This is a genomic window from Candidatus Syntrophosphaera sp., from assembly GCA_019429425.1.
Classification (GTDB): domain Bacteria; phylum Cloacimonadota; class Cloacimonadia; order Cloacimonadales; family Cloacimonadaceae; genus Syntrophosphaera.
Map to the genome: position 1 here is coordinate 1 of JAHYIU010000074.1, position 12420 is coordinate 12420.

Annotated in this window: 13 protein-coding genes; all 13 read right to left on the reverse strand. The window is 56.4% G+C overall.

Features of this window, described 5'->3' with window-relative positions; genetic code table 11:
* Nucleotides 1-1137 (reverse strand): hypothetical protein (locus K0B87_07725; GenBank protein MBW6514629.1); only part of this gene is annotated, 1137 nt, incomplete at its 3' end.
* Nucleotides 1134-2672 (reverse strand): hypothetical protein, encoded by a 1539-nt coding sequence (locus K0B87_07730; protein ID MBW6514630.1) that lies wholly within the window; start codon nt 2670-2672, stop codon nt 1134-1136. The genes K0B87_07725 and K0B87_07730, both read right to left, overlap by 4 nt.
* A gap of 134 nt (nt 2673-2806) precedes the next feature.
* Nucleotides 2807-3718, reverse strand: coding sequence for a radical SAM protein (locus K0B87_07735; GenBank protein ID MBW6514631.1), 912 nt, complete (start codon nt 3716-3718; stop codon nt 2807-2809).
* A gap of 297 nt (nt 3719-4015) precedes the next feature.
* Nucleotides 4016-4783 carry a ribonuclease III gene (gene rnc / locus K0B87_07740; GenBank protein MBW6514632.1) on the reverse strand — a complete coding sequence of 256 codons (768 nt, stop codon included), beginning with the start codon at nt 4781-4783 and terminating at the stop codon, nt 4016-4018.
* A gap of 62 nt (nt 4784-4845) precedes the next feature.
* Entirely contained in the window at nt 4846-6084 is a 1239-nt protein-coding gene (fabF, locus tag K0B87_07745) for a beta-ketoacyl-ACP synthase II (GenBank protein ID MBW6514633.1), read from the reverse strand.
* A 153-nt stretch (nt 6085-6237) separates the two neighbouring features.
* Nucleotides 6238-6474, reverse strand: coding sequence for an acyl carrier protein (locus K0B87_07750; GenBank protein ID MBW6514634.1), 237 nt, complete (start codon nt 6472-6474; stop codon nt 6238-6240).
* Nucleotides 6475-6531: 57 nt separating this feature from the next.
* Nucleotides 6532-7281: a 3-oxoacyl-[acyl-carrier-protein] reductase gene (fabG, locus tag K0B87_07755; protein ID MBW6514635.1), complete on the reverse strand. Its 750-nt coding sequence runs from the start codon at nt 7279-7281 to the stop codon at nt 6532-6534.
* 38 nt (nt 7282-7319) lie between these two features.
* Nucleotides 7320-8252, reverse strand: coding sequence for an ACP S-malonyltransferase (gene fabD, locus K0B87_07760; protein ID MBW6514636.1), 933 nt, complete (start codon nt 8250-8252; stop codon nt 7320-7322).
* A gap of 10 nt (nt 8253-8262) precedes the next feature.
* Complete coding sequence (locus tag K0B87_07765) at nt 8263-9255, reverse strand: ketoacyl-ACP synthase III (GenBank protein MBW6514637.1); 993 nt, start codon at nt 9253-9255, stop codon at nt 8263-8265.
* The gene (gene plsX / locus K0B87_07770; GenBank protein MBW6514638.1) at nt 9255-10253 is read right to left on the reverse strand and encodes a phosphate acyltransferase PlsX; all 999 of its coding nucleotides are present in this window, start codon (nt 10251-10253) and stop codon (nt 9255-9257) included. Before plsX ends, K0B87_07765 begins: the two co-directional genes overlap by 1 nt.
* Before the next feature lies 1 nt (nt 10254).
* Nucleotides 10255-10434: a 50S ribosomal protein L32 gene (rpmF, locus tag K0B87_07775; GenBank protein MBW6514639.1), complete on the reverse strand. Its 180-nt coding sequence runs from the start codon at nt 10432-10434 to the stop codon at nt 10255-10257.
* A 327-nt stretch (nt 10435-10761) separates the two neighbouring features.
* Nucleotides 10762-12117, reverse strand: a complete 1356-nt coding sequence (locus tag K0B87_07780; protein MBW6514640.1) for an MFS transporter — start codon at nt 12115-12117, stop codon at nt 10762-10764.
* A gap of 32 nt (nt 12118-12149) precedes the next feature.
* Nucleotides 12150-12420, reverse strand: a 271-nt coding sequence (locus K0B87_07785; GenBank protein MBW6514641.1) for a hypothetical protein, incomplete at its 5' end; no start/stop codon positions are given.

The following is a 12420-nucleotide window of genomic DNA, read 5'->3' on the forward strand; positions in this document are numbered from 1 at the left end:
GGAAACCCGCCAGGGATAATCCGCGTGACCGGTCCCGAATCCCAGGTAGAGCGGAAGCATTGCAACTGGCAGAAATTCCGCGCCCAGTGAGACTCTGGCCTGCTTATTCACGTTGACGCTGTTCCCAAAACCCTGCACAAAATCCGCGGAGACAGACGCGAAGGGCAGGCGGTACATGGCTGCCAGCCTCATTTCAGGCGGCAGTTTGGTGGAGTAGGGATCGATCTCGATCTCCGCGGATTCCTCGGTGAAGATGTCTTCCAGATCTTCGCCCAGGTCCGCGATATAGACGCTATCCACCGAAGCCCGGTAAGTGTAATCCTTGGTTTCCATCTGCCAGTTGATGAAGCCGAAAATGTTGTCCAAGGTAAGCCCGGCAGAAAGGTTTTCAATGGGGTCCCAAGCCACGCCCAGCATGCCTTTGAAGCCATATCCGGCCAATCCTGTCCTGAGGGTGACGTTTTGTTCCAGGCCAAGGCCCTCTTCCAGGCTGGTGCTGAATCTGCCATAAAACTCTTCAGTATATGCGTTGCCGATGCCGCCCAACAAACTGGCCGAGGCGCCAAAGCGAAGCGGGGCCAGATCTGCAGGCAGTGGCAGTTGGATGTCTCCCACCCCCAGGGTCAGGTCGGTATGGCCCAAAGCTTCAAGATAGTTCTCTTCTTCCGTGAATTCATAGACCTGGCTGCCGTCCCCATTGCCCATGAGCAAAAGCTCCAGATACTCTTCCGACAGCGATCCGCGCATTCCCACCTGAACTGAGCTGCTCAGCGCCAGCTTGCCCATGGTGAAGCCAAACAGGCCCATATTCACGCCCAGGCCGAAAGTTTCCTTGCCGTCGATGGCGTCCAGGATCATTTGTTTATCCACCTCAGTCAAGAAATCCCGATCCATTATATGGTTGTAAAGCGCCAGATCGAAGGAATTGTTGGTGGCGTAAACACCCAGGTTCAGAACCGGTAGCCAGAAATCGCGGTCGAGTTCGTTGAGCAGGGCGGGATTCCAATAGTTGGCCTCGCTGCCTTTGGCTCGCAGCATGTAGCTGTCGGCAAAGAGCAGGGACCGGGACGTGAAAGTGGTTGCCGGCAAGGCTGTAAGAACCAGCAGCAACAGCAGGGAAAAAACGGGTTTTTTCATTCATCCACCTCGATAAGCAGGTTGGCGCTCAGCATGCTCCGCACCTGGACATAATCCGCGGGCGAAGCGGTTATGGTCACGACTCCGTCGGTCGCCTCAAAGCTGAAGGTCCAGAGCAGATAGACCTTCGGGCTGTCAAAGCTTTGCAATTCCGCTTCGGAAAGTTCCAGCCGGATGGTCTGGACGCCGTCAGCAGCCACCTCGGGGCCGGTGTATTGGGAAGAATGCAGGGTGATAGTCCGGCTGATGGCAAAAGTGGCCGGATCGTTGGTGTCGATCTGGTTGTTTCTGGAGATGTAGAAAGTGGCCCGCCCGCCCACGGGGACAGTGTTTACAACCTCGAAAGCCAAGTATGAGCTGGCCACCGTATTCCTGATCAGGTCTCTGATTTCCGGGGACATCTCCACAGCGGTGGGCTCGCTGTCTTCGAATGTGTGTTCATAAAGGACCAATTCCAGCGGCGCGTCGATCTGGTAGTGGCAAAAGATCCGTTTCCCCTCCTCCACGAATCCCGGGATGCCGTTGTAGCCGCCGTTGATGAGCAGGTAGGCGTTTTGGATTTCGATCTCGTCCGGCAGGATCTGCAGCAATTCGCTCACATGGCTGGAAAAAACCAGTTCCGTGATCGTGGGGCCGCTTACGGACGCCGGATTGACGCGGAAGTTTTGGCCAATGTCATCGCAGATCGGGACAATGTGCTCCAATCCTGTCCTGTTGTTCCTGGCTCGCAATTCGCCCCGGAACTCAGCCGCGAAGCCGACTTCGTTGGTCACTTGCAGAGCTACGGAAGCATGCATCAATTGGATCGCGTTTTCCAATTCGTAGGGATAGTCGATGGTGATCAGGGATGCCTCGCCCACCAGTTCGCGCACATAGTTGAACAGGTAGCCCTGGAACTTGTTGAAGCCGACCTGCTCATTCATCAGGATCGATGCGGTCCCCAGCGGTGTTCCGTCCGGATGGTTTGAGGTAATGGTCAGGATCGCGTCAATGTGCTCCAAGACCTGCCCGGAGTTTTCAGTCCCGATCTCGTATCCCACCATGCTCGCGCTCTGCCAGCCGATGCTGCCGTCGTAGATGATGGTGAAAGGCTGCCCCGCGGGGTTGAGAACTTCCGGCAAGACAAGGCTGATCTGGGTGTTTTCCCGGTCCGCGATGTTGAAAAAGTAGTTCAGCACTCCCTCGTCGAATCTGCCGTACGTGAGGTGCACTACGTCCGCGGGATCGGAAAAGGGCAGGTCCAGTTCGACCTGGATACCGGAAAAGAGCGGAACGGCGCTGAAATCTATGGCGGGAGTGAAATTCACGTCCCCGAAGGGATCGGATTCGGCATAGCCGGTATCGGTGAGAGTCAGGACCTGCCCTTCGCCGATGATGATATGCACGCTGTCGGCCAGGTCCGAAACCATAAACCTTTGGTTCATCAGGGGCACGGAAATGTCCACGTTCCACTTGGGAAGCCGGGGCTGGGTGATGTCGCAGGCGGTCAGGAAAAACAAAAAGCAGACAACCGCGGGCAGAAAGTACTTACTCATGTGCGAGTCCTTGGGCGCCGGAGCGCAAAACTTGTTATTTGCAATATTTGTTCTCTTAGCCGGTAACCGCATCATCTGTCAAGCATTTTCTTAGCTCATATGGCATAACATATTGTTTGACTTTTAGATAGCCTTCAAAGATCTCTTTGCTGCGGGTTGAATTCAGCACCCCGGTAAACCCGGATCAGGGCCAGGTCTCGTTCGCTAAGTTCCTGCGTCGCCGTGTCTGAGGCCGGATCAAACATCAGGCGGTAGCGTAATTCCGCCCGCACCAATTCGCCGAAGGCGGGATGCCAGGGACCGGCAACAATTGCCTCGGGTGAAAGGTTCGCCGGCAGGCCTAGCTTGATGATACGAATGCCGTTGGCCTTGGCCAGGGGAAAATAATCCGCACATTGGTCCACGGCTTCCTCCAAAGAAAGCGGCTTGTATTTGCCCTCCAGGTAGATCCGCTCCAGAGGCGTACCTTTGATCACGATCAGCGGATATAGCCGCAGCAGCGCGGGTTTCAGCTCTGCCAGGGCATCATGGTTGATCCTGAGGCTCTCATCGCTCCAGCCCGGAAGCCCTGGCATCAGTTGCGCGCCGAGTTCGAAGCCTCTTTCTTTCACCCGCAAGGCCGCTTCCCTGGCTTCTTGGCCGGTATAGCCGCGTCCGGACCGGACCAGAACCGCGTCGCAGAAATCCTGGATCCCCAGCTCGATCGTCCGGATCCCTTTTGACGCGCACCAGTCGAGGATCGCGGACTCCACATACAGGGGATGGGTGGAGATACGGAAAGTGGTCTTGGGATCGCAGACTGAGCCGATCCGCTCGATTACTTCGCTCCGGAAAGCCTCATCCAGCGCGGTGAAACTTCCCCCGTAAAAAGCCACCTGCTTGTCCCGTCCGGGATTGCGGCGGATAAACCCAGCCACTTCACCGACTGCGTTTTCCAGGTCGAATTCCCCGGAGCCGCTGATCTTGTTCTGGTCGCAATAAACGCAGCGGCGCGGGCAGCCCCGCATGGGCAAAAACAAAGGATAGATCAGATGCCGCTTGTTCACCGGTTTTCCCCCGCCTTCCAGCCCACTCTCCCATCACCTTCATTGACAATGAGTTGCATGATCCCTCCAGTCTTGGCTCTCCTTATCATTACGGTGTCAATACGGACTCATTACGGACAAAGTCCGTAATGAGTCCGTATTGACACCGTAATGATAAGGGGGGCGATGGGGTAAAGATCCGGATTTTAATAAGTTGGAGATTGAACGGGAGATCACGGTTGGAGGCACGTTATTCTTTTATAAAGGTGGCTTTGAGAGTCTTGAGAAAGGAAAAAACCTGATCGGGAGCGGGCAGGGCTAGATCCCCAGTTTCTGGCAGGCGCTGCGCGCGGCTTCCTGTTGGGCGGTTTTTTTGGTGGAGCCTTTCCCAGAGCCGAGCAATTTGCCATCCTGCCGCACCTCGACAGTGAAGGTCTTGTTGTGTTCGGGCCCCTCTTCGGCAATGGTCACGTAACGCGGCGGTTCCTGGTTGCGAGACTGCATGTGCTCCTGGAGGATGCTTTTGTAGTTCACCAGTTCGTTGCGGGTGACCGTGGTCTCATAGTCGGTGAGGATGTGGGTTTTGATGAAGCGCGAGGCGGAGGCGATCCCGCTATCCAGATAGATGGCGCAGATCAGGGCTTCGATGGTGTCGCTGAGGATGGAAGGTTTTTTGGCGCCTCCGGCTTGGTGTTCCTCGGGGCTGAGGAGGACATATTTTCCGATCTCAAGGGTGTTTGCCTTGAGGTTCAGATAGGTCTCGGAAACGATCTTGGACTTGAGTTTGCTGAGTTTTCCCTCGGCCTCGTCGGGATGGCGGGAAAAGAGCTCGCGGGAAACGATGAAGCCCAGGATCGAATCGCCCAGAAACTCCATGCGCTCGAAAGGCGAGGGGGTCTTGTGGTCGTCAAACTTGCGCCGCAGGTAGGATTTATGGGTGAGGGCGGCCCTGAGCAGGGTGGTATCGTGGAAATTGTAATCGATCCTCTTCTGGAACTGGCTGAGGCTCTTTTCCCATTTGGGATACTGCTCCGAGATTTGTTTGCCGCTGAAATACTGGCTGATCTTTTGGATGATCCTCTTCATTGTTCGCCTCCGCGGCGGCAAAGCCAGTTCTGCATGGTCAGCCCCATCCTTCGCGTTGTTTCTCAGACGTATCTTTTGATCACTATGGACGCGTTGTGTCCGCCAAAACCCAGGGAATTGGAGAGGGCGGCATTTACGTCCAGGCGCTGGGCTTGGTGCGGAACGTAGTCCAGATCGCAATCCGGATCGGGATGGGTGAGATTGATGGTGGGATGCAGGATCCCGGTCTCGATGGTCTTGGCGCAGACGATGGCCTCGATCCCAGCAGCAGCGCCGAGCATATGGCCGACCATGGATTTGGTGGAATTGATCTTCAGCTTGTAGGCGTGGTCTCCAAAGCAGCTTTTGATGGAGAGGGTCTCGCCTTTGTCGTTGAGGGGGGTGGAAGTCCCGTGGGCATTGATGTAGTCGATGTCCTGGGGCTTGAGGCCGGCATCGGCGATGGCGGTCCGCATCGCTTCCGCGCTTCCGGCGCCGTCTTCGGTGGGCGCGGTGATGTGGAAAGCGTCGTCGGTGGCGCCGTAACCGGCCAGTTCCGCGTAGATCCTGGCCCCGCGGGCCTTGGCGTGCTCCAGCTCCTCCAAAACGATCAAAGCGCTTCCTTCGCTCATCACGAATCCATCCCGCTCGGCGTCAAAAGGCCGGGAAGCCTTGGCCGGTTCGTCATTGCGGGTGGAAAGCGCGCGCATGGCGCAGAATCCGCCGATCGCCAGCAAGGTCACGGCCGCTTCGGCTCCGCCGCTGATGATGATGTCCGCGTCGCCGTATTGGATGGTGCGGAAGGCGGTTCCGATGGCATGGTTGGCACTGGCGCAGGCGCTGGTCACGTTAAAGTTGATGCCCTTGAAGCCGTTTTCGATGGCGATATGGGCGGCGGCGATGTTGCCGATCATCTTCGGTATGAAGAAAGGGCTGATCCGGCGCGGGCCCTGGGTATGTTTTTTGATGGCTTCCTCTTCGAAAGTGAGGATTCCGCCCATGCCCACACCCGTGATCACGCCGACCCTTCTGGCATCCCCAGAGTAGGAAACCAGCCCCGCGTCTTTGACCGCTTCGCGCGAGGCGATCAGGGCGTATTGGGTAAAGAGGTCGAGCTTGCGGCCTTCCTTGGTGTCAAAATGGTCTTCTGTCTTGTAGTTCTTGATCTGGGCGGCGATATGGCTGCTGATCGCGGATGTGTCGAAATTGGTGATGGTGGCCACTCCGGAGACCCCGTCCACCAGGTTTTGCCAGGTCTCGGCAACATTGTGCCCCACGGGCGTTATGGCGCCCAAACCGGTGATTACCACTCGTTTTTTCATCGTCTGAACCTCACTTGAAGAACTTGCTTGTCGAAATGTTCCATCCCTTTCCGGAGCAGGATTTGCCCGCGGCCGGAATGACGGCGGTTGTTGAATAAAATTAAAGAATCAATCCTGATAGCAGAAGCTATCAGGATTGATTCGGGTGGTTTTTTAAGCCAGCTTTTCCTTCAGATAATCGATGGCTTGTCCGACAGTGCGGAGCTTATCCTGATCTTCATCAGGGATGCTGATCGAGAATTCTTCCTCAAATGCCATCACCAATTCCACCGTGTCCAGTGAATCGGCGCGCAGGTCTTCGATGAAGTTGGCCGAGGGGACGATCTGAGATTCTTCCACCCCGAGTTTGTCCATCACGATCTGTTTGACTTTGGCTTCAATATCCATTATTCCTCCTATGTTTATTGAAGAGCGTGTGTTATATTGAACGGTTTCCCTTTCAACGCTTTAGTGCATGGTCAGGCCGCCGTCGACGGCAATGGTCTGACCGGTGATGTAAGAGCTTTCCGGCGAAGCGAGGAACAGGCATAGCCTGGCAACGTCGGCCGGGCTGCCCATCTTCTGCAGCGGGATCGCTTTGGCATAGCCTGCCACCACTTCTTCAGGAAGAGTGGCGGTCATTTCTGTTTCTATGAATCCCGGGGCGATGGCGTTGACGCGCACACCCCTGGAGGCAAATTCCCTGGCGCAGCTTTTGGTGAAGGCGATGATGCCGCCTTTTGAGGCAGCGTAGTTGGCCTGGCCGGCATTGCCCATGATCCCGATCACGCTGGCGATGTTGATGATCGAGCCGGCTCTAGCCTTCATCATGTGCTTGAAAACCTTTTGGGAACAGAGAAAGGTGCCCTTGAGATTGATCTCCATCACCAGGCTCCATTCCTCTTCCTTCATCCGCAAAAGCAGATTGTCGCGAGTGATCCCGGCATTGTTCACCAGGCAATCGATCCTGCCCCGGGCCGCCATGATGGAAGAAAAAACCTCGTCCATGCCGGCGGAATCGGTGACGTTTCCCACGTATCCGGAGGCGGATAAACCTTTCTCCGCGAGGGCTTGGACGGCCTTGTCCACCAGTTCCTGGTTCAGGTCGATGATTACGGAGTGAGCGCTTTGCGCGGCAAAGGCCTGCGCGATCGCGAAGCCGATTCCGCGGGCGGAACCTGTGATCACCACAACATTATCTTTCAGGTCGTATTTCATTTGATCCTTGTTAAACCTTTTATTGAATAAGCCTTACATCATTCCAGTTCACTCAGCAAACTGTCAAGATCCGCAAGTTTGTCCAAATTTAAAACCTGCGCATCTTTGTCAATAGACTTTATCATTCCAGAGAGGACTTTTTGCGGTCCGAACTCGATGAAACGGCGCACTCCGGCATCTATCATATGCTGCACGCAGTCCACCCAAAGCACCGGCGAGATCACCTGGCGGGTGAGTTTTTCCCGGCTCACGGAGCCACTGGTGTTGGGAAGCGCGTCCACATTGGAGACCAGGGGAATGGCTGAGTCTCTGAATTCCACGGTTTGCATTTCCGCGGCCAGCCAGAGGCTCGCGTCCCGGATCAGTTCGGTGTGGAAAGGACCGCCCACCACGAGCGGGACGACGCGTTTCGCGCCTTTTTCCCTAGCCAGTTCAGAAGCCCGGGCGACTCCCGGTTCGGTTCCGGAGATCACCGTTTGGACCGGCGTGTTGAAGTTCACGGCCCTCACCAGTCCCGCGGATCCGGCTTCCGCGCAGATATCCACGACGTCCCGTGCGGCGAGGCCCAATACGGCGGCCATGGCAAAAGGCACGCCCGCGTTGGCTTTGATCATGAACTCTCCGCGCTTGTGGACCAGATGCATGGCATCCTTCCAATTCAGGGTCCCGTTGGCCACCAGAGCGGTGAATTCGCCCAGGGAATGGCCGGCCACGAAATCCGGCTTGAGTCCGGAGCGCCGGGCAAAGCTCTGCAAGGCGCAGATGCTGTGGAAGAGGATTGCCGGCTGGGTGTGGCTGGTTTCCTTGAGCCGGTCCTCAGGTCCCTCCAGCATCACGTTTTCCAACTCCGTGCAATGTTCCCGGTCAAATTCCAGCAGCAGCGCCGCGAATTCCGGTTCCTGGGCCATGAAATCACTTGCCATGCCCACATATTGCGCCCCCTGTCCGGGAAATACAAAAGCAGTCTTCATTTTGGCCCCCTTAATATCTGGCCAGGATGCTGCCCCAGGTGAGGCCGGCACCGAACGAGGTCAGCAGGATGATGTCTCCGCGGCGGATCTTCTTGTTGCGGATCGCTTCGTCCATGGCCAAGGGAATGGTGGCTGAGGAGGTGTTGCCGTATTTTTCGATGTTGACGATCACCTTGCTCATCGGGACCTTCAGCTTGTCCGCGAGGCCTTCGATGATGCGCAGGTTGGCCTGGTGGGGTATGATCCAGTCCACGTCCTTGGTTTCCAGCTTGTTGCGGCGCAGCAACTCATCCGTGGATGCGAACATGGAGCGGATGGCGTTCTTGTAGATCTTGTTTCCCTCCATGTAGACCGTGTGCAGGTTCTGATCCACGCTGTCGTTAGAGGCTGGCATCCTGGAACCGCCCGCGGCTTGGTATAAGAGGTCGCTTTGGCTGCCGTCGGCAAGGATGAGAGAATCGATGATCCGGGAAATGTCGCTCCGCTTGGCCCGGGAGACGATGGTGGCACCGGCTCCGTCTCCGAAGAGAACGCAGGTTCCCCGGTCTTCCCAGTTCGTGATCTTGGTCAGGATGTCCACGCCGATGACCAGCACGTTCTTGATGCCGCCGTTCTCCACGTAGTTCTTGGCCACGTCGAGCGCGTAAACAAAGCCCGTGCAGCCGGCGGAAACGTCGAAGGCGGGAATGCCTTTCAGGCCGAGATTCTTTTGCACTATGCAGGCTGTGGAGGGGAAGGGATAATCTCCGGTCACCGTGGCCACGATGATCAGGTCGATATCCTTATATTTCACATTGGAAGCTTCGACGGCATTGATGACAGCCTGGGTGGCGATATCGCTGGCAGCCTCATCCGGGCTGGCATAGTGGCGTTCGAACATCCCGGTGCGCGAGCGGATCCATTCGTCGGAGGTATCGACACGCTTTTCCAGGTCAAAATTGTTCACTATTTTCTTCGGAGCGTGGCTCCCGAAGGCTGAGAATTTCGCGTTGTACAAAGGCATTACTGAATCCTCTCAAAATACTCTTTGGTGTGCCGCACGAATCCCGATTGGGCAATGCGGACGGCGAAGCGGACCGCGTTTTTGATCGCCAGGGCGTTGCTCCGTCCGTGGCAGACGATGCTGGTGCCGTTGAGCCCGACCAAAAGAGCGCCGCCGTATTCGGTGTGGTCCAGTTTCCTTTTCAGATAGCTGTAAACCGGATAGGAAAGCATGGCGCCGAATTTGGCGATCCAGTCCTTGTTGAATTGCTCTTTTAGGATGTCGAAGACGGAAATGACCGCGCCTTCGATCGTTTTCAAAACCACGTTGCCCACGAATCCGTCGCAGACCACGACGTCGCAGATGCCCTTCAAAACGTCCTTGCCTTCGATATTGCCGATGAAATTCAGGTCTTTGGCTCCCACCAGAAGCTGATGCGCCTCGCGGGTGATGGAGTTGCCCTTGGCGCTCTCTTCGCCGATGTTGAGCAGGGCGACCCGGGGCTTTTCGACCTTGTAGGTATAGCTGAAATAGATGCTGCCCAATTGGGCGAATTGAAGCAGGTTTTCCGCATCGCAATCAACGTTGGCGCCCATGTCCAGAAGGATCTCGTGATGTTTCTGGGTGGGAACCGTCACGGCGATCGCCGGGCGCGAAACACCTTTCACGCGTCCGTAGCTCAGCAGCGATGCGGCCATGAAGGCGCCGGAATTTCCCGCGCTCAGGGCCGCGTCCACCTCGCCGGACTTGTGCAGTTCGACCGTTCGCACCATCGAGGAATCCTTTTTGGCGCGGACCGCCTCGGCGGCGTGGTCTTCCATGGTGATGCGTTCGCTGGCATGGACGATGCTAATGCGGGCCGGATCGTAATAATACTTTTCCAGCTCATGCCGCAGAATTGATTCGTCCCCCACCAGCACAATCTCCTGGCAGAAATCTTCCTTGATTGCCTGGATCGCGCCCTCGATTTCAGGAAACGGCGCTTTGTCGCTCCCGAAAGCGTCTACGGCAATGCGCACATCACTCCTTGGCGGCTTTGATCTGCTTGCCGGCGTAGGTCCCACAATTGTCACAAACGTGGTGCGGACGCGTCGGTTCTCCGCATTTGGAACACGTGGTCACGGCCGGAAGCGGCAGCGCGTCATGGGTCCTGCGTTTATCTCTGCGTGTTTTCGAGGTCTTTCTTTTCGGAACAGCCATTTGGTTCTCCTTTGTTTATATCGGGTCTTCAGATGCCGGGCGATAGGCGGGACCCTTTACTGAAGGCAGTTTCAAGCTTTTTCAGGGTGGCCCGCGACCGCATCGCACGATTTACATTAAAAAAAATCAACTGCCCACAGGCAGGCATTTTTGTCAATCAAAATCGCTATCTATCTGGTTATCATAATGTTGGCAATGAAGAGGCGATTTCCTTTCGGTGCATCTTCTGTGCAAATCCGGGTCTGTATCCGAGTTTTTCCAAACCTGCTTCAACGGAGCCAAACTGCAGGATGGCAAGCGCTTTGGACCAGATCTTGCCCCGGGGACCTATTTCATCCTTTCCCGCACCCCCAGAAGCGGGATGATGCTCAGCCAGCGCAGGATGCCGCCCACTCCGAAAACCACCTGTTCCGGCTCCAGGATCCTGATCCCGATATCCAGCTTGCCGGGGAAAAACACGCCTGTGAGCAGGGTTGAGGCCATCATGCTCACCCCCGCGATCGCGCCATATAGAGCGCTGTAGGTTTGTTCCCGGCCCTTACCGGCGATCGCCAGGACGAAGTTGGTGATCACGACTCCGTTTCCGGCCCACATGAAACCCGAGATCAGGCCCTCAAACCACAGAATTCCGTAGTTCTGGGGCGTCATGGTCAGCCAGAACATGGGATTGAGGCCGCCCAGGATCACGCATATCAGCATCGCGGCCTTGTTTCCATGGCGGTCTATGAACCTGCCCCAAAACGTGTAGGAAAGCAGGGAAGAAGCCATGTGCAGGGTGCCGTAGAGTTGCATCTGGAACATGCTCATGTGCAGTTTCTTCAGCATGAAAGGGCCCCAAAAGGCGCTGCCCACCCCGATCGCCAGCATCCACCAGACCCCAAAGGCCAGCAGCAGCCGGAAATTCTTGTTGGCAAAGGGTTCCAGAAATTGCTGCCGGAGGGCGAGGTTCTGCTGGAGCGAGCGTTTCCGGTCCGGCTGCCGGGCCAGGATTGCCAGGCCGATGAAGCCCAGCACGGCCGCGATAACGAATACCGCGGCCAGGAACCGGGTCTGGTTCGCCGGGGTGAAAAACAGTTCCGGGTCCAGCCATCTGGAGAAAACTCCGCTCAGGCTGCCGCCCCCTTTTTCGAAGAGGTCGGTGAAGTAGCTGAAAATGTAGCCCACGACGAGTCCGGCGAACACCAGTATCTGGTTGCGCCGGGCAAAGAAGCGGCCCCGGATCCCAACCGGGATCAGGTCGCTCACCCAGGCGATCCAGATATTGGCCCCCGCGGCCTGCAAACCCGCGCTGACAAAGAGCAGGGCCAGCACGTAGATGATGCCGTATTGCGGATCGTGAAACCAGAGCGCCGCGCCGATGAAAAAGGTCAGGAAACGGCCCGCCGCGGTCACCAGGATGCATACCCTGCGCCGCTTTTTCAGGCGGTGCATCAAAGCCACTCCGAGGGGTTGGAAAACCGCGGAAACCTGTCCGAGGGCGCTCAGAACGCTGAATTGAAGAGGCGTGGCACCCAAGAGCACCAGGAATTTGGTGATGAAACTGCTGCCGATGTTTGCCAGGCCGCCATAGATCTGGGCAAAAACGCCTTCAAGGATCGAAACGCGGTAAACCCGGGAAACCGTGTAGAGTTTCCGCTGTTCGCTGCGCGCTGTTTTCTCCGCTTGGTCCTGTGCTTTTGGCAAGTGTCGCTTTTCCTTTCTCCATCTGTGTTTGATCACCCTGGACCAGCCTGCCCGGGGTACCGTTTGTCTCCTTTTTCGAGCTTCCCGTTTCTTGTAAAGGATTTGTTTTGACCGCTCGGGCCATGCCTCTTTTCCGGACACCTGTTTCCCTCTCCCCGCCTGTTTTCTGTCCCTATCGCCCTGTCAAGTCCTGAAATAGGTTGACTGTTTTTCGTTGTTATATTTCTGAGCTGTAGTGTCGTATTTGTGCTACAGAGCCCCCCATAGAATTGAATGCCCCCGAGCGCTGGATTCCTCTTTCCA

Bases quoted from the DNA above. Each gene is read 5' to 3' on its own strand.
- K0B87_07730 (MBW6514630.1), bottom strand. From the start codon at position 2,672: ATGAGTAAGTACTTTCTGCCCGCGGTTGTCTGCTTTTTGTTTTTCCTG.
- rnc (MBW6514632.1), bottom strand. From the start codon at position 4,783: ATGAAGAGGATCATCCAAAAGATCAGCCAGTATTTCAGCGGCAAACAA.
- fabF (MBW6514633.1), bottom strand. From the start codon at position 6,084: ATGAAAAAACGAGTGGTAATCACCGGTTTGGGCGCCATAACGCCCGTG.
- fabG (MBW6514635.1), bottom strand. From the start codon at position 7,281: ATGAAATACGACCTGAAAGATAATGTTGTGGTGATCACAGGTTCCGCC.
- fabD (MBW6514636.1), bottom strand. From the start codon at position 8,252: ATGAAGACTGCTTTTGTATTTCCCGGACAGGGGGCGCAATATGTGGGC.
- K0B87_07765 (MBW6514637.1), bottom strand. From the start codon at position 9,255: ATGCCTTTGTACAACGCGAAATTCTCAGCCTTCGGGAGCCACGCTCCG.
- rpmF (MBW6514639.1), bottom strand. From the start codon at position 10,434: ATGGCTGTTCCGAAAAGAAAGACCTCGAAAACACGCAGAGATAAACGC.